The organism is Candidatus Pantoea symbiotica (assembly GCF_056491525.1).
Genome location: NZ_JBSZHR010000002.1, coordinates 3848814 through 3865950, shown reverse-complemented (window position 1 = coordinate 3865950; position 17137 = coordinate 3848814). Strand labels below are relative to the sequence as shown.

Here is a 17137-nt window from a genome sequence, read left to right as displayed (position 1 = left end):
ATGTTTAGTCCTTAGCCTTAGACGGTAATGCTTCGAAGTTAATATTGTGGTTGGTGTAGATACAGATATCGCCAGCGATGTTCAGCGCTTTCTCCACGATATCGTGCGCACCAATGTCGGTGTTTTCCAGCAGCGCGCGTGCTGCTGCCTGGGCGTAAGGCCCACCAGAACCAATTGCAATCAGGTCATTTTCCGGCTGGATAACGTCGCCGTTGCCGCTGATGATTAATGAGGAGTTTTCGTCGGCCACCGCCAGCAGCGCTTCGAGGCGGCGCAGCATGCGATCGGTACGCCAATCTTTAGCCAGTTCGACCGCCGCTTTCACCAGATGGCCCTGGTGCATTTCCAGCTTGCGCTCAAACAGTTCAAACAGGGTGAAGGCATCTGCGGTACCGCCAGCAAAACCGGCGATCACTTTATCGTTGTAAAGACGACGGACTTTTTTAACGTTGCCTTTCATTACGGTATTGCCGAGCGTAGCCTGGCCATCACCGCCAATCACTACCTGGCCGTTGCGTCGTACACTTACTATTGTTGTCACGGGCAGACCCCTTGTTGCAGTAGAAAAGGAACTCCGCGCACTCGGCGCGGAGTATCATGCAACCAGATATGGGGTAGCTTTAAAGGGTTTCAACCCCCAGCATACCCTTCATCCTTCAAATTGCAGGCGCGTTGGCTACGTGCGCTCACCCCAATCACTTACTAAAGTAAGCTCATGGGGATTCTCGCACTTGCCGCCTTCCTGCAATTTGAATTATTTAGGGTAAAGCGAGGGGAATACAACTTCCGTGGCCGGAACTGTGTAAGCGTTTGACTGTGCTGTCGGCGCTGCTGCGATCTTTGAACGGCCCGATCACCACGCGATTCCAGCCACCGCCGGTAGTAATGCGGCTCTCGAATCCTTCAAATGCCAAACCGGCGCGTACTGATTCCGCCTGATCGGTACCTTTGAACGATCCACACTGCACCATCCAGCGCTGTGAAGAGGCTTTCTCTTCGGTTTTCGCCTTGGCCGTTTCCTGCGGTTTGGTCTGCTGCGTTGGCTCACGCGTGATAGGCGCAGCTTGCTGTTGTTGCTGCTGACGCGCGGCCTGTTGTTGCTGCAACTGTTGCTGACGCTGCTGCTGTTGTAACTGTTGCTGCTGACGCTGCAACTGCTGCTGTTGTTGCTGTTGAACCTGCTGCTGCTGTTGCTGCACTTGCTGACGCTGCAGCGTTTGCTGGCGCTGCGCCGGGGTTTGTTCGTTCCACGGCACTTCGTTCAACTGCGTCGGCTGCTGGCGCATATCGGCCTGCATCTGCTCCAGCAACTGGCGCTGTTCATCGGTCAGCTGAGTTTGTGATTGCACGCCACCGGCCGAAGGCTCAGTCGGCGACGGAACGGTAATTTGGCGATTTTCCAGCTCTTTGATGTACTTCCAGCGCTCTTCCGGCTTCGGCGGTAGGCCGTTACCGTTGGCTTTGTGGTTTGGAATGACCTCAATCTCTTCTTTCTTATGATGCGAGATGAACCATAAACCACCGGCAAAGGTGACCAGCACGGCCACGGCCAGTACCATCATGAGCTTTGAAGTGCCTGATCCGCCTTTGCTTTTCTTGCTGCGGCTGGCGGGTTTTTTGCGACGCGTCCCTGTTGAACGCCCGCGGCCTACATAATCTTTCTGTGCCACTTTCGTTCTGCTACCCTTCAAAAAAATGCCAATGGGCATGTAAATGTGCTGTTAATTGCCCGGCAATGAATGCGCCATGTTACGCAAGGGCTTGAACTTTGACCAGCACAGTCTGCCTTCAGAATCCGCTGAAAATGCAGGCTTCTACGCGCTATTTTTCCCGTTTTGCTGCCGGTGCCGTACTGCCACGCACCCGCAGCTCCGCATCCAGCAGGCGCGAACCGTTATTCACGCGTTTACCCTGCAGCTCATCAAGTAATAGCAGCATCGCTTCACGACCGATGGCAAAACGCGGCTGTGCCACGGTGGTCAGCGGCGGATCGTAGTATTGCGCCAGTTCGATATCATCAAAGCCCACTACCGACAGATCCTGCGGAATGCGCATACCCAATTTGCGTGCCTGATTCATCGCGCCCAGCGCCATCAAATCGCTATGGCAGAAAATCGCTTTCGGCGGCTGCGGCAAACTCATTAACTGCTTAAGCGCATTTGCACCGGCTTCAAAGGTGAAGTCGCCGTGCACAATCATCGTCGGATCGATGGCGATGCTGCTGCGACGCAGCGCCTGAATGTAGCCCTGCAAACGATATTGGCTCAGCGGAATATGTTCTGGCCCGGTGATGCAGGCGATTTGGCGATGACCAAGCTGCAGCAGGTGATTTACCGCTTCAAAAGCGGCGGTCAGGTTATCGATATGTACTGTTGGCAACGCCATTTCCGGCGCAAATTCGTTGCCCATCACCATTGGCGGCAGGTTACGCTGATCTTCAATGCCCGCCTCAAACGGCAGCTGTGAACCTAGCAGCACCATGCCGTCGATCTGGCGCGTCAGCATTAAGTTCAGGAAGGTTTTTTCCTGTTTGTTCTGATGCGCGCAATCGCCAATCAGTACCAGATAACCTTCATGCGCAGCGGTAACTTCCACGCCGCGAATGATCTCACTGAAGAAGGGATCACAGATATCCGGCACAATCACCAGAATGGTTTGCGTTTCACCGCGTTTGGCATTGCGCGCCAAACCGTGCGGCGCATAACCCACGGCAATCACGGCTTTTTCGACCTTGAGCCGGGTCGCAGCAGAGACTTTTTCTGGATTCATCAACGCACGTGAAACCGTGGCGGTTGAAACGCCTGCTTTCTCGGCCACATCTTTCATGGTGGCGGCGGTGGAGGGTTGCTTCTGGTCCAACGTATAACTCCTGACGCGGTACAGCGCATTGATTTTCTGACATTACCGGGCTTCAACCGGGTCGGCACTATTGTTAACCCAAGGTCGCGTCGGGTTGTTACTTAATTTGCATAAAAATTGTGACTTGTGCGACTTTTTTCGATCTGGCTCGCAGATGTGGCGCGGCTTAGCTCTCGGTGGGATCGATATCCAGCGTCCATTTCACTTTGCGTGACGCGGGCAAGGTGGCGATCAGCGGCAGCGATCCACTCAGCAGCTGTTGCAGACGTTTGCGTGACGGATGCTGCAACAGTAGCTGCCAGCGCCAGCGTCCGCTGCGTTTCGGTGCCAATGCCGGAACCGGCCCCATTAGCCACATCGCCTCATCTTTTAGCGGACTGGCTTCCAGCAAATTGCGCAGCTGAGTAAGGAATTCCGCCGCTTGTTGGTTATCCATATCTTCAGCGCGGAACAGCGCATGGCTGGTCCACGGCGGCAGCTGAACCGACTGACGCTCCAGCAGCGTTTGATCGGCAAAAGCGAAATAGCCGCGATGCAGCAAGGTTTGCAGCAGCGGATGTTCCGGATGATGGGTTTGCAGCAACACTTCGCCCTGTTTACCGGCACGACCGGCGCGGCCCGCGACCTGCGTATAGAGCTGAGCGAAGCGCTCGGCGGCACGGAAATCGGCGGAGAACAGGGCGCCATCGACATCCAGCAGTGACACCAGCGTGACATCCGGGAAGTGATGGCCTTTCGCCAGCATTTGCGTGCCCACCAGAATACGCGCGCCGCCGCGATGCACATCGGCCAGATGCTGCTCCAGCGCGCCTTTGCGGCTGGTGGTGTCGCGATCGATGCGCGATACCGGCACGCCGGGGAACAGCGTGCCCAGCTGCTGTTCCAGCTGTTCGGTGCCGACGCCAACCGGCATCAAATGCGTCGAACCACAACTTGGGCACTGATTCGGCAGCGGGCGCTGGCTATCACAATGGTGGCAGCGCAGCTGGCGATGATTCTGATGCAGCGTGTAATAGCTATCGCAGCGCTGACATTCCGCCAGCCAACCGCAATCGTGGCACATCAGCGCCGGAGAGAAGCCGCGGCGATTGAGGAATAGCAGAACCTGATTGTCGGCCTGTAGATGTTGGCGCATTTTGCCAAGCAGCGCCGGTGCCAGCCCGCCTTTCAGCTGCTGGCCTTTAAGATCGATCAGCTGCTGCAACGCCGGTTTAGCATTGCCCGCGCGTTTGGTGAGATTGAGCTGGCGATATTTGCCGACGCGCACGTTGTGTAGCGTTTCCAGCGCGGGCGTGGCCGAACCCATCACAATCGGAATGTCTTCCTCATGCGCGCGGAACACTGCCAGATCGCGCGCCTGATAGCGCCAGCCTTCCTGCTGTTTGTACGAGCTGTCGTGCTCTTCATCAATAATGATGACGCCGGGACGCGCCAGCGGCGTGAACAGCGCCGAGCGTGTGCCGATAACAATCGCCGTTTCGCCGCTGCGCGCACGCAGCCAGACGGCCAGGCGTTCGCTGTCATTCAGCGCCGAGTGCAGCACATCAATCGGCGCATCGAAACGTTCGCGGAAGCGGGCGATGGTTTGCGGCGTCAGGCCGATTTCCGGCACCAGCACTAAAGCCTGTTTGCCGCGTGCCAGCACATTCTCCAGCACGCTGAGATACACCTCGGTTTTACCCGAACCGGTAATGCCGGCCAGCAGCCACGGCGCATAGTGATCGTCTTCACTGCGCATCGCGCCCACCGCCATCGCCTGATCGGTATTCAGGCGCAGGCGATCACCTTTGACGGCAAAGCTGGTGCGCCAGTCGTGCATCTGCGGCGTATGTTCACGCAAATCGCACAAGCCTTTAGCGCGCAACGCTTGCAGCGCGGCATCGGTAAAATCGTGTTCACTGACCTGATGACGATAGAGCGGTCGCTGACGCAGCATCGCCAGCGCTTGCTGCTGTTTCGGCGCGCGCTTCAGACTTTCCATCGCCACTTCACGGCCAGCATCATTAATCACCCATTGCCACAGCGGCGCTTCCTGCGCCGGTTTGCCCTGACGCAGCAGCACCGGCAGCGCATGGCTCAGCACTTCACCGAGCGGCGAATGATAATAGGTGGCGGCCCAATGCAAAATGCGCCACAGGGCGGGCGAGAACAGACTTTGATCGTCGAGCACGCTTTCTATTTGCTTGAGCTGCGTCAGTGGCAGATCGCTGGTCTCGCGCGTGCCGACCACAATGCCGATCATTTTGCGATTGCCGAACGGCACATTCACGCGTGCGCCCGCCACTGGCTGCGGCGCATCGGCAGGCAGCAAGTAGTCAAACAGGCGAGGTAGCGGAACGGGCAGGGCAACCTGAACAACGGGCATCTGAATCTCTATCCAGTTCTGAATTAAGGAGAAGTAGTGTACACGCCTAATTAGGAAGCGGCTATTTGCTAAAACCGGTTAATTTCTGTATACTATGCCGCCTTCGATGAGATCGCTTGTCGGAGCATACACTTAATGTTCAACCGCGTGTGGTGCTGTGCAGGCTGAGCCTGGCACGGAGAGCGACACGGCCTTTTATGAGGTTCTCCCATGAAACAAGGTATTCACCCTAAGTACGAAGCAGTAACCATGACTTGCTCTTGCGGTAACGTGATCAACACCCGTTCAACCATGGCTTCTGGTCTGAACCTGGACGTGTGCGGCAAATGCCACCCGTTCTACACTGGTAAGCAGCGTATTGCTGACACCGGTGGCCGTGTAGATCGCTTCAACAAGCGTTTCAGCGTGCCAGCAAGCAAGAAATAAGATTTTTGGCCGTCGAATCTTCGCGATTCGGCAGCAAGAAAAAACCCAGCCTCGGCTGGGTTTTTTTATTTCTGGCTTCAGTATTCCCAGCTATCGGGATCGATGCCCATTTCACGCATAATCTGTTTCGCTTCTTCCGGAATCTCATCGCTGCGTTCTTTACGCAAATCGACATCGTTCGGCAGAGGCTGCCCGGTGAAAGCATGCAAAAAGGCTTCACACAGCAGTTCGCTGTTGGTGGCGTGACGCAGGTTATTCACCTGACGGCGGGTGCGCTCATCCGTTAAAATCTTCAGCACTTTCAGCGGGATAGAAACTGTGATTTTCTTAACCTGCTCGCTCTTCTTGCCATGTTCAGCGTAAGGGCTGATATATTCGCCGTTCCATTCAGCCATGGGTTACCTTAATCAATAAAAGTTGAATATGGGGAAATCCGTTGATTATGCCCGATTTTTCGATGCCTGACCCCTTAAACCGCAGGTTTTATGCTTGAGCACCGCTTCTGCAAAGGAAAGCGCGCTGAACACCAGGCGATGACGGACAATTTTAGCGGTTATTGATGATTTGCTCAATCTATACGCAAAGACATTTAGATGTCCAGATGTATTGACGTCTATGTGCGGAATGTTATTCTGTTGCTCTTCTTTTTCTTCAGGAACAGTAAGCACCATGACGCGTAAACAGGCAACCATCGCAGTACGTAGCGGTTTGAATGATGACGAGCAATATGGCTGCGTTGTCCCACCGATTCATCTCTCCAGCACCTATAACTTCCTCGACTTCAATGAGCCGCGTGCGCATGACTATTCACGTCGTGGTAACCCAACGCGCGATGTGGTGCAGCGCGCGCTGGCAGAGCTGGAAGGTGGCGCAGGCGCGGTATTAACCAATACCGGCATGTCGGCGATTCATCTGGTGACAACCGTGTTCCTGAAGCCGGGCGATCTGCTGGTTGCGCCGCACGATTGTTATGGCGGTAGCTATCGTCTGTTCGATAGCCTGAGCAAGCGCGGTGCGTATCGCGTTAAGTTTGTCGATCAGGGCGACAAAGCGGCGCTGGCCGCTGCTCTGGCCGAGAAGCCAAAGCTGGTACTGGTTGAAAGCCCAAGCAATCCACTGCTGCGTGTGGTCGATATCGCCAGCATTTGTGCTGCCGCGCGTGAAGCGGGCGCCATTAGCGTGGTGGACAACACCTTCCTCAGCCCGGCGTTGCAAAACCCGCTGGCGCTGGGTGCCGATCTGGTTGTTCACTCCTGCACCAAATACCTGAATGGTCACTCTGATGTGGTAGCGGGTGCGGTGATTTCGAAAGATCCGGCGATGGCCACCGATCTGGCGTGGTGGGCGAATAATATTGGTGTAACCGGCGCAGCGTTTGATAGCTACCTGCTGCTGCGCGGTTTGCGCACGCTGTCACCGCGCATTGCGGCAGCACAACGCAATGCATTGGCGATTGTTGATTACCTGAAGCAACAACCGCTGGTGAAAAAACTGTATCATCCGTCTCTGCCGGAAAATGCCGGTCATGAGTTTGCGGTACGTCAGCAGCGTGGCTTTGGTGCCATGCTGAGTTTCGAAATCGATGCCGATGAGGCTCGCCTGCGCCGCTTCCTGAAAGCGCTGCAGCTGTTCACGCTAGCCGAATCGCTTGGTGGCGTAGAGAGTTTGATTTCGCATACCGCAACCATGACGCATGCCGGCATGTCTGCAGAAGCGCGCGCGGCAGCGGGAATTTCGGAAACACTGCTGCGTATTTCTGTTGGGATTGAAGATCACGAAGATTTAATCGCCGATCTGGATAATGCATTCCGGATCGCAGCCGAGGAGTAATCATGACGAGTTCAGTGGGCGCGGGAACGCCGATCAAGCAGTTGCATAAATTTGGTGGCAGTAGCCTGGCCGACGCACGTTGCTATCAGCGCGTGGCCAGCATCATGGCGGATTACAGCCAGCCAGGCGACTTAATGGTGGTCTCTGCCGCAGGCAGCACCACTAACCAGTTGATCAGCTGGCTGAAATTGAGCCAAAGCGATCGCTTATCTGCCCATCAGGTGCAACAGGCTTTACGGCGTTTTCACAGCGAGTTAATTGCTGCGCTACTGCCTGCTGAATATGCCGAAACCCTGACGTCTTCCTTTATACGCGATCTGGAAAGACTGGCGGCGCTGCTCGATGGCACCATCACCGATGCGGTGTATGCGGAAGTGGTGGGGCACGGTGAAATCTGGTCAGCGCGCTTGATGGCTGCCGTGCTGAGCCAGCGCGAGATCGAAGCCGCCTGGCTGGATGCGCGTGATTTCCTGCGTGCCGAACGTGCCGCGCAGCCGCAGGTTGATGAAGGTAAATCCTGGCCGCTGTTGCAGGAGCTGTTAACACAGCATCCACATAAGCGTTTGGTGGTGACCGGATTTATCAGCCGCAGCGAAGCGGGTGAAACCGTGCTGCTCGGTCGTAACGGCTCGGACTACTCGGCAACACAAATTGGTGCGCTGGCAGGCGTTGGTCGCGTGACCATCTGGAGCGATGTGGCGGGCGTTTACAGCGCCGATCCGCGTAAAGTTTCTGATGCGTGTCTGCTGCCGCTGCTGCGTCTCGATGAAGCCAGCGAGCTGGCGCGTCTGGCTGCGCCGGTACTGCACACCCGCACCTTGCAGCCGGTTTCTAATAGCGATATCGATTTGCAACTGCGTTGCAGCTATCAACCGGAGCAAGGCTCGACGCGTATTGAGCGCGTGCTGGCATCCGGCACCGGCGCGCGAATCGTCACCAGCCACGATGATGTGTGTCTGGTGGAGATTCAAATCCCCGACAATCACGATTTCAAAACGCAGCAGAAAGAGATCGATCTGCTACTGAAGCGCGCGCAGCTGCGTCCGCTGGCGATTGGTGTACATCCCGATCGTCGCCTGCTGCAGCTGTGTTACACCTCGGAAGTGGTGAATAGCGCCTTCAACCTGTTGCAGGATGCCGCACTGCCGGGCCATCTGCAGCTGCGCGACGGCTTAGCGCTGGTGGCGCTGGTGGGCGCAGGCGTGACGCGTAATCCGCTGCACAGCCACCGCTTCTGGCAACAGATCAAAGATCAGCCGGTGGAGTTTGTCTGGCAATCCGAAGATCACATCAGCATCGTGGCGGTACTGCGCGTCGGCCCGACTCAGCACCTGATTCAGGGACTGCATCAGTCGCTGTTCCGCGCAGAAAAACGCATCGGTTTGATGCTATTCGGCAAAGGCAACATCGGTTCACGCTGGCTGGAGCTGTTTGCCCGCGAGCAGGAAACATTGTCGGCGCGTACGGGATTTGAGTATGTGCTGGCGGGCGTCGCAGACAGCAGCCGCAGTTTGCTGAGCTACGATGGTCTGGAAGCAAGCCGCGCGTTGGCGTTTTTTGATGATGAAGCGGTCGAGCGTGATGAAGAGTCGCTGTTCCTGTGGATGCGTGCGCACCCGTTCGATGATTTAGTGGTGCTTGACGTCACCGCCAGCGAGCAATTGGCGCAGCAGTATCACGATTTCGCCAGCCACGGCTTCCACGTTATCAGCGCCAACAAGGTTGCCGGTGCGTCGAGCGGACAGAGCTGGCGTCAGGTGCGTGATGCTTTCGCCAAAACCGGTCGTCACTGGCTGTATAACGCCACCGTCGGAGCCGGTTTGCCGGTCAACCACACGGTGCGCGATCTGCGCGAAAGCGGCGATAGCATTCTGGCGATCAGCGGCATTTTCTCCGGCACGCTCTCCTGGCTGTTCCTGCAATTTGATGGCACGGTGCCGTTTAGCGAGCTGGTCGATCAGGCGTGGCAGCAAGGCCTGACCGAACCAGACCCGCGCGTTGATCTATCCGGGCAGGACGTAATGCGCAAGCTGGTGATTCTGGCGCGTGAAGCGGGCTACGATATCGAGCCGGATCAGGTGCGTGTTGAATCGCTGGTGCCGGCGATTTGCGACGGTGAATCGATTGATCACTTCTTCGAAAACGCCGACGAGCTGAATGACCAGATGCTGCAGCGTCTGGAAGCGGCGCAAGAGATGGGCTTAGTGCTGCGTTACGTGGCGCGTTTCGATGCCAATGGCAAAGCGCGCGTCGGCGTGGAAGCGGTACGTCCCGAGCATCCGCTGGCCGCGTTGCTGCCGTGCGATAACGTGTTTGCCATCGAAAGCCGCTGGTATCGCGATAATCCGCTGGTGATTCGTGGACCGGGCGCGGGCCGTGATGTCACAGCGGGCGCGCTGCAATCCGATATCAACCGCCTCGCACAGCTGCTGTAATCTGCCTCACTCTGCAGACGGCATCGTCCGTCTGCACTCTTCACCTTCTCCCCCGCATCATGAAACGCTTTCACCTTGATTGAAGATTTGTCACGCCCGTACATTAATTTTCTGTTGACGCTGGCGCGCGAATCGTTCATTTTGTGCATCTGGACGTCTAAACGTATGGATGTTCGAAGGCCGCAAAATAATCGATATGTGATGACGAGGTAATTAGGATGAGTTTCTTTCACGCCAATCAACGCGAAGCGTTGAACCAAAGCCTGGCTGAGCTGAACGGGCAAATTAATGTCTCTTTCGAATTTTTCCCGCCACGTACCAGTGAAATGGAAGAAACCCTATGGAGCTCAATCGATCGACTGAGCAGCCTGAAACCGAAATTCGTCTCCGTCACCTACGGTGCCAACTCGGGCGAGCGCGACCGTACGCACAGCATCATTAAAGGCATTAAAGATCGTACCGGTCTGGAAGCGGCACCGCATCTGACCTGTATCGATGCCACGCGTGATGAGCTGCGCGCTATCGCACGTGATTACTGGGATAGCGGCATTCGTCATATCGTGGCACTGCGCGGTGATTTGCCGCCGGGCAGCGGCAAGCCGGAAATGTACGGTTCGGATTTAGTTGAATTGCTGAAAGACGTCGGCGATTTCGATATCTCGGTGGCGGCTTATCCGGAAGTGCATCCCGAAGCGAAAAGCGCGCAGGCTGATTTGATCAACCTGAAACGTAAAATTGATGCCGGTGCCAATCGCGCCATCACCCAGTTCTTCTTCGATGTGGAAAGCTATCTGCGCTTCCGCGATCGCTGTGTCGCAACCGGTATCGATGTGGAAATCGTGCCGGGTATTTTGCCGGTATCTAACTTTAAACAGCTACAACGCTTCGCCACCATGACCAATGTGCGTGTGCCTGGCTGGATGAGTGCGATGTTTGAAGGTCTGGATAACGATCCGGAAACGCGCAAAATGGTGGGTGCCAGCGTTGCCATGGACATGGTGAAAATCCTGTCGCGGGAAGGGGTGAAGGATTTCCATTTCTATACGCTGAACCGCGCAGAGTTGAGTTACGCGATTTGCCACACGCTGGGCGTGCGTCCGGCGATTGGTGGATAAGATTGGCGGTCGCCGTGAATGGCGACCCTACAAAATCCAATAAAAAAGGAGCCGGTTGGCTCCTTTTTCACATCATTTCACTCGATTAACCGGTATTACGCATACCCGCCGCAACACCCGCGATCGTCACCATCAGCGCTTGCTCAACGCGCGCATCAGGCTCATCACCGCGCTCTTCTTGCGCACGTGAACGATGCAGCAGTTCAGCCTGCAACACGTTCAGCGGATCGGTATAGACGTTACGCAGCGCGATAGATTCAGCAATCCACGGTTGGTCAGCCATCAAATGCGCATCGTTAGCGATGGTCAGCACCGCTTTGATATCCGCATCCAGCTGATCGCGCAGCTGCTTGCCGAGCGGCCACAGTGATTTATCCACCAGACGCTGATCGTAATATTCCGCCAGCCACAGATCGGCTTTCGAGAATACCATCTCCAGCATGCCCAGACGTGTGGCGAAGAACGGCCACTCGCGGCACATGTTCTCCAGCTCATCCTGATGACCTTCATCCATCGCTTTCTGCAACGCGGCACCCGCGCCCAGCCAGGCTGGCAGCATCAGGCGGTTCTGCGTCCAGGCGAAGATCCATGGAATAGCACGCAGCGATTCCACACCGCCGGTTGGGCGACGTTTAGCCGGACGTGAACCCAGCGGCAATTTGCCCAGTTCCTGCTCTGGCGTTGCTGAACGGAAATAGGGCACGAAGTCCGGGTTTTCACGCACATAACCGCGATACATCGCACAGGAGTGCGCCGACAGACCGTTCATGATCTCCTGCCATTCGCGTTTTGGTTCCGGCGGTGGCAGCAGGTTGGCTTCCAGAATCGCACCGGTATACAGCGACAGGCTGGCGATGGTGACTTCTGGCAAACCGTATTTGAAGCGAATCATCTCGCCCTGTTCGGTGACGCGCAGGCCACCTTTCAGGCTGCCCGGCGGTTGTGACAACAGCGCAGCATGGGCTGGCGCGCCGCCACGACCGATTGAGCCGCCGCGTCCGTGGAACAGCGTCAGCGTGATGCCCGCGCTTTCACAGGTTTTGATCAGCGCGTCCTGCGCCTGATATTGCGCCCAGCTGGCGGCCATCACGCCGGCATCTTTCGCCGAGTCGGAATAGCCAATCATCACCATCTGTTTGCCGTTGATAAAGCCGCGATACCAGTCGATGTTCAGCAACTGCGTCATCACATCGTTGGCGTTGTTCAGGTCATCAAGGGTTTCGAACAGTGGCGCAACCGGCATGGCGTAAGGAATGCCGGCTTCTTTCAGCAGCAGATGCACGGCCAGCACGTCCGATGGCGTTTTCGCCATGGAGATCACGTAGGAAGCAATTGAACCCTGCGGCGCTTCGGCCACCACTTTGCAGGTATCCAGCACTTCACGCGTCTCATCGCCCGGTTCCCACTGATGCGGCAACAGCGGACGCTTAGAATTCAGTTCGCGAATCAGGAAAGCTTGTTTATCGGCTTCTGACCAGCTTTCGTAATCACCGAGGCCGAGATAACGCGTCACTTCGGCAATCGCCTGGGTATGGCGGGTGCTCTCCTGACGGATATCGATACGTACCAGCGGCACGCCGAAACACTTCACGCGGCGCAGCGTGTCCAGCAGTTGGCCGTTGGCGATGATGCCCATGCCGCACTGTTGCAGAGATTGGTAGATAGCGAACAGCGGTTCCCATAGCTGATCGTTGGAGACCAGCAGATCGGCTGGACGCGGCAGGCGCTCGCCTTTCAGACGGCGGCCAAGATAGGCCTGCGTGGTCATCAGCTGGCTACGAATGCGCTTCAGCACCATACGGTACGGCTCGAGCGCTTCCGGATCGCCGCACAGCTCGCGCACTTCGTCGCTACATTCGGACATCGACAGCTCAGAAACCAGCACGCCGATATCGCGCAGGAACAGGTCCGCGGCTTTCCAGCGGCTCAGCTGCATCGCGTGGCGGGTAATCGGTGCGGTGACGTTCGGGTTGCCGTCACGGTCGCCGCCCATCCACGAGGTAAATTTAATCGGCACGAAATCGACCGGCAGCTTAATGCCAAAGGTCTCTTCAACTTGCTCGTTCAGCTCACGCAGGAAGGCCGGCACGCCTTGCCACAGACTGTTTTCCACCACGGCAAAGCCCCATTTGGCTTCATCGATTGGCGTTGGACGGTATTTGCGGATTTCGTCGGTGTGCCACGCTTGTGCCACCAACTGGCGCAGACGGCGCATCACCTGCGTGCGCTCGTAATCGGAAATGTCGCTGTGATCGAGTTGCTGCAAACAGCTGTTCACTTCGCCCAGCATATGGATCAGCGTGCGGCGGGTAATTTCGGTGGGGTGCGCAGTCAGCACCAGCTCCAGCGACAGCTCTTCAATCGACTGACGGATTGCCGCTTCGCTGATATCGCCTTGCTGTTTCAGACGCTCGAAAGTCTTTTTCAGCAGTTCAGGATGGTTCGCGCCATCACCGCTACGGGAAATGGTTTGATACTGTTCAGCGACGTTGGTGAGATTAAGGAACTGGCTAAACGCACGCGCCACCGGCAGCAGCTCGTCATTCGACAGATTTTGCAGCGTGGTCAGCAGTTCCTGACGATGGGTGTCATTTCCCGCACGGGATGACTTAGAGAGTTTACGGATGGTCTCCACCTGGTCGAGGATGTTCTCTCCTAGTGCATCCTTAATCGTATCCCCGAGCAGTTTGCCGAGCATACTGACATTACTTCGCATTGCGGAATATTGTTCGTTCATTGGACCCTGACACCCTCATCATCTTTTTAAATATCCCCACGGGAATTATTTACCCACGGGCATAACATCGTCTTTTATCTAGCCACGTATCTTCCTGTACGTCAATTGCCTTAAATCTACGTAAATGTGCTGCTAAATGGCGGAAATTCAAAGAATTTGCTTGCAGCGAAGCGAGATAAGTTATTCTTATTATCAAATCCCGAACAATGACGGGGCAATTTGCTGATTTAACAGTGAAATGCCCCATCTGTTGTTCATCAATGACAAAAATGCTGCACGACTTGAGTGATAAGCGCATGAGTCGGCTTGATAAATGCGGTATCAATAAACTCATCAGGTTGGTGGGCTTGATTGATAGATCCCGGGCCTAAAACCAGCGTTGGGCACAATTGCTGGATAAAAGGCGCTTCAGTGCAATAGTTCACCACTTCGGTTGGCACGCCCAGCAGCTTCTCCACTACTTGCACCAGCTCATGATCGGCCGGGCATTCGTAGCCTGGAATCGGCGGATGCAGTTCACCCACGGTTAAACGTCCCGGCCAGCGCGCACTAACCGGTGCCAGCGCGTCATTCAGCAGACCATCTAAATCGCTCAGGGTTAAGCCCGGCAGCGGACGTATATCCATATGCAATTCACAGCAGGCGCAAATGCGGTTAGCGGCGTCGCCACCATGTATATGGCCGAAGTTCATGGTTGGATAAGGAATGGCAAACCCATCGTGGTTGTAACGCTCTTTCAGCGTGTTACGCAGCTGCATCAGTTGGGTAATGGATTCATGCATCAGCTCAATGGCGTTGACGCCGCGTGACGGATCGCTGGAGTGGCCCGATTGTCCCTGAATACGAATCACATTCGACAGATGACCTTTATGCGCGCGCACCGGCTTGAGTGAGGTTGGCTCGCCGATGATGGCGCAATCCGGACGAAGTTGCGTTGATTCAGAGAAATACTTCGCGCCCGCCATGGTGGTCTCTTCATCGGCGGTGGCGAGGATGTAGAGCGGCTTGCTGAGTTTGGTCACGTCAACGTCACGCAGCGCATCCAGAATAAAGGCGAAGAAGCCTTTCATATCGGCGGTGCCCAGGCCGTAAAGCTTGTTGTCGTGCTCGGTCAGCGTGAAGGGATCGCGCGTCCAGCGGCCATCATCGTAGGGAACGGTGTCGGTATGACCGGCCAGTAACAGGCCGCCTGCGCCCAATCCGCTGCGCGCCAGCATGTTGAATTTATGCCGCGTGCCAGGCACCGGCTGCACTTCTACACTGAAGCCAATATCGCGGAACCAGCCGGCCAGCAAATTGATTAAAGTTTCATTACTCTGATCCAGTGCGCTATCGGTTGCGCTGATTGATGGCGTGGCAATCAACTGGCGGTAGAGTTCGATAAAAGGTGGTAATTTTGTCTTCACTGTTGACGGTCCTTGGGTTAGGATGTATCAATATTCATGCATTAATAGTGAATAAAAATACAATAACGTCGCTTGCATGTGAAGCATCAAATCTTCTGCAAACGGCATTCTGGGCAACGGGGCAAGGCCGCGACCCGATACGTGACTGTAATAAGGTATACAGCCTGATGTTGAATACGCTGATCGTTGGTGCCAGTGGTTACGCTGGCGTAGAGCTTGCCACCTACCTGAATCGCCATCCGCATATGAACATAACCGCTTTGGCGGTTTCAGCGCAAAGCCCGGATGCTGGAAAGTTATTATCGGATTTGCATCCGCAACTCAAAGGCATTGTCGATTTGCCGCTGCAGCCGCTGAGCGATGCCGCTGAATGGGCCGACAAAGTGGATGTGGTGTTCCTCGCCACCGCCCATGAAGTCAGCCACGATCTGGCACCTGAATTCCTCAAAGCCGGTTGCGTGGTGTTCGATCTCTCCGGCGCATTCCGCGTAAACGACGACGCTTTCTATACCCAATATTACGGTTTCAGCCATCAGCATCAGGATTGGCTGGATAAGGCGGTTTACGGCCTGGCCGAATGGCAGCACGACAAAATCAAAGATGCGGAGCTGGTTGCGGTGCCGGGTTGCTACCCAACCGCAGCCCAGCTTTCGCTGAAACCGCTGATCGCAGCGGGCTTGCTTAACGATGCACAGTGGCCGGTGATCAATGCCACCAGCGGCGTGAGCGGCGCAGGGCGCAAAGCCAACGTTGGCACCAGCTTCTGTGAAGTGAGCTTGCAGCCGTACGGCCTGTTTAATCACCGTCATCATCCGGAAATCGTGGCACATCTCGGTACGCCGGTGATCTTCACGCCACATCTGGGCAGCTTCCCGCGCGGTATTCTGTCGACCACTACCTGCCGCCTGAAAGCGGGCGTGACGCAGCAGGATGTGGCGGATGCCTTCCATAATGCGTACCACGACAAACCGCTGGTGCGCGTCTATGACAAAGGCGTACCGGCGCTGAAAGCGGTGGTCGGTTTGCCGTTCTGCGACATTGGCTTCGCCATGCAAGGCGAGCACCTGATTGTGGTGGCTGCCGAAGATAACCTGCTGAAAGGCGCCTCATCGCAGGCGGTTCAGTGTTTGAACATTCGTTTCGGCTTCCCCGAAACGCTGTCTTTGATTTAACGAACGGATAACGCAATGAATCCATTGATCATTAAACTGGGTGGCGTGCTGCTGGATAGCGAAGAAGCGCTGGCCCGTCTGTTTGATGCCCTGCTGGCGTACCGCAATGAACATCAGCGTCCGCTGATCATTGTGCACGGCGGTGGTTGCGTGGTGGACGAGCTGATGAAGAAGCTCGCGCTGCCGGTGAAAAAGAAGAACGGTTTGCGCGTGACGCCAGCCGATCAGATTGACATTATTACCGGTGCGTTAGCCGGTACCGCCAACAAAACGCTGCTGGCGTGGGCGAAGAAATATGGCATCGGCGCAGTCGGTTTGTGCCTCGGCGACGCCGGTTTGGTTAATGTGGCGCAGTTCGATGAAGAGCTGGGACACGTTGGCAACGCAACGCCGGGCAACCCGGCGCTGGTGAACACGCTGCTGGCGGCGGGCTACATGCCGGTAATCAGCTCAATTGGCATCACCGACGGCGGCGAGTTGATGAACGTCAACGCTGACCAGGCGGCCACTGCGCTGGCGGCGACCATTGGTGCCGATTTAGTGCTGTTGTCTGACGTTAGCGGCATTCTCGATGGCAAAGGTCAGCGCATCGAAGAGATGACCGCCGCGAAAGCGGAACAGCTGATTGCGCAGGGCATCATCACCGATGGCATGATCGTGAAAGTGAACGCGGCGCTCGATGCCGCTCGCACGCTCGGTCGCCCGGTCGATATCGCCAGCTGGCGTCATGCTGAACAACTGCCAACCCTTTTCAACGGCGTGTCGATTGGCACCCGGATTCTCGCATAATCA

The 17137-nt window shown here is 56.1% G+C and carries 14 protein-coding genes; 6 read left to right on the top strand and 8 right to left on the bottom strand.

The genetic code is table 11. From position 1 onward, the window contains the following. Positions 1–4: 4 nt before the first annotated feature. The 4 genes from hslV to priA form a co-directional block, all read right to left on the bottom strand. On the bottom strand, positions 5–541 hold the full coding sequence (gene hslV / locus ACXIZX_RS18625) for an ATP-dependent protease subunit HslV (RefSeq protein ID WP_008109674.1): 537 nt from the start codon (positions 539–541) through the stop codon (positions 5–7). 217 nt (positions 542–758) lie between these two features. Then, complete coding sequence (ftsN, locus tag ACXIZX_RS18620) at positions 759–1670, bottom strand: cell division protein FtsN (RefSeq protein ID WP_479404701.1); 912 nt, start codon at positions 1668–1670, stop codon at positions 759–761. Positions 1671–1821: 151 nt separating this feature from the next. Beyond that, a complete protein-coding gene (gene cytR, locus ACXIZX_RS18615; RefSeq protein WP_061720292.1) occupies positions 1822–2859 on the bottom strand; it encodes a DNA-binding transcriptional regulator CytR in 1038 nt (345 codons plus the stop codon). 166 nt (positions 2860–3025) lie between these two features. Beyond that, positions 3026–5224 (bottom strand): primosomal protein N', encoded by a 2199-nt coding sequence (priA, locus tag ACXIZX_RS18610; RefSeq protein WP_061720290.1) that lies wholly within the window; start codon positions 5222–5224, stop codon positions 3026–3028. Between the two features lie 210 nt (positions 5225–5434). Here priA and rpmE point away from each other — a divergent pair, with 210 nt between their 5' ends. Continuing rightward, entirely contained in the window at positions 5435–5650 is a 216-nt protein-coding gene (gene rpmE / locus ACXIZX_RS18605; protein ID WP_007885402.1) for a 50S ribosomal protein L31, read from the top strand. Positions 5651–5727: 77 nt separating this feature from the next. Here rpmE and metJ read toward each other — a convergent pair whose 3' ends face one another. Together metJ and ACXIZX_RS18595 are read right to left on the bottom strand one after the other, a co-directional pair. After that, positions 5728–6045 (bottom strand): met regulon transcriptional regulator MetJ, encoded by a 318-nt coding sequence (metJ, locus tag ACXIZX_RS18600; protein ID WP_007885403.1) that lies wholly within the window; start codon positions 6043–6045, stop codon positions 5728–5730. 45 nt (positions 6046–6090) lie between these two features. Continuing rightward, the gene (locus ACXIZX_RS18595) at positions 6091–6321 is read right to left on the bottom strand and encodes a hypothetical protein (RefSeq protein ID WP_284155532.1); all 231 of its coding nucleotides are present in this window, start codon (positions 6319–6321) and stop codon (positions 6091–6093) included. Here ACXIZX_RS18595 and metB point away from each other — a divergent pair. The 3 genes from metB to metF all read left to right on the top strand — a co-directional run bounded on the left by metB (position 6320) and on the right by metF (position 11030). Continuing rightward, entirely contained in the window at positions 6320–7480 is a 1161-nt protein-coding gene (gene metB, locus ACXIZX_RS18590; RefSeq protein WP_008109665.1) for a cystathionine gamma-synthase, read from the top strand. The genes ACXIZX_RS18595 and metB overlap by 2 nt on opposite strands. 2 nt (positions 7481–7482) lie before the next feature. Continuing rightward, entirely contained in the window at positions 7483–9915 is a 2433-nt protein-coding gene (locus ACXIZX_RS18585) for a bifunctional aspartate kinase/homoserine dehydrogenase II (RefSeq protein WP_008109663.1), read from the top strand. 218 nt (positions 9916–10133) lie between these two features. Continuing rightward, positions 10134–11030: a methylenetetrahydrofolate reductase gene (gene metF, locus ACXIZX_RS18580; RefSeq protein ID WP_061720285.1), complete on the top strand. Its 897-nt coding sequence runs from the start codon at positions 10134–10136 to the stop codon at positions 11028–11030. A gap of 85 nt (positions 11031–11115) precedes the next feature. Here the strand turns inward: metF and ppc are convergent, their stop codons facing one another. Further along, positions 11116–13767: a phosphoenolpyruvate carboxylase gene (ppc, locus tag ACXIZX_RS18575; RefSeq protein WP_008109660.1), complete on the bottom strand. Its 2652-nt coding sequence runs from the start codon at positions 13765–13767 to the stop codon at positions 11116–11118. Positions 13768–14024: 257 nt separating this feature from the next. Next, a complete protein-coding gene (gene argE, locus ACXIZX_RS18570; RefSeq protein ID WP_007885409.1) occupies positions 14025–15173 on the bottom strand; it encodes an acetylornithine deacetylase in 1149 nt (382 codons plus the stop codon). A 167-nt stretch (positions 15174–15340) separates the two neighbouring features. On the opposite strand from argE, the gene argC reads away from it, so the two are divergent. Continuing rightward, on the top strand, positions 15341–16345 hold the full coding sequence (argC, locus tag ACXIZX_RS18565) for an N-acetyl-gamma-glutamyl-phosphate reductase (protein ID WP_110868176.1): 1005 nt from the start codon (positions 15341–15343) through the stop codon (positions 16343–16345). Between the two features lie 15 nt (positions 16346–16360). After that, on the top strand, positions 16361–17134 hold the full coding sequence (gene argB, locus ACXIZX_RS18560; RefSeq protein ID WP_007885411.1) for an acetylglutamate kinase: 774 nt from the start codon (positions 16361–16363) through the stop codon (positions 17132–17134). The last annotated feature ends 3 nt before the right edge of the window (positions 17135–17137 follow it).

What these genes read in the sequence shown, in the direction of transcription:
- argB (WP_007885411.1), top strand. Translation starts at nt 16,361, where the DNA reads ATGAATCCATTGATCATTAAACTGGGTGGCGTGCTGCTGGATAGCGAA.
- metF (WP_061720285.1), top strand. Translation starts at nt 10,134, where the DNA reads ATGAGTTTCTTTCACGCCAATCAACGCGAAGCGTTGAACCAAAGCCTG.
- metB (WP_008109665.1), top strand. Translation starts at nt 6,320, where the DNA reads ATGACGCGTAAACAGGCAACCATCGCAGTACGTAGCGGTTTGAATGAT.
- priA (WP_061720290.1), bottom strand. Translation starts at nt 5,224, where the DNA reads ATGCCCGTTGTTCAGGTTGCCCTGCCCGTTCCGCTACCTCGCCTGTTT.
- rpmE (WP_007885402.1), top strand. Translation starts at nt 5,435, where the DNA reads ATGAAACAAGGTATTCACCCTAAGTACGAAGCAGTAACCATGACTTGC.
- argC (WP_110868176.1), top strand. Translation starts at nt 15,341, where the DNA reads ATGTTGAATACGCTGATCGTTGGTGCCAGTGGTTACGCTGGCGTAGAG.
- ACXIZX_RS18585 (WP_008109663.1), top strand. Translation starts at nt 7,483, where the DNA reads ATGACGAGTTCAGTGGGCGCGGGAACGCCGATCAAGCAGTTGCATAAA.
- ppc (WP_008109660.1), bottom strand. Translation starts at nt 13,767, where the DNA reads ATGAACGAACAATATTCCGCAATGCGAAGTAATGTCAGTATGCTCGGC.
- metJ (WP_007885403.1), bottom strand. Translation starts at nt 6,045, where the DNA reads ATGGCTGAATGGAACGGCGAATATATCAGCCCTTACGCTGAACATGGC.
- ACXIZX_RS18595 (WP_284155532.1), bottom strand. Translation starts at nt 6,321, where the DNA reads ATGGTGCTTACTGTTCCTGAAGAAAAAGAAGAGCAACAGAATAACATT.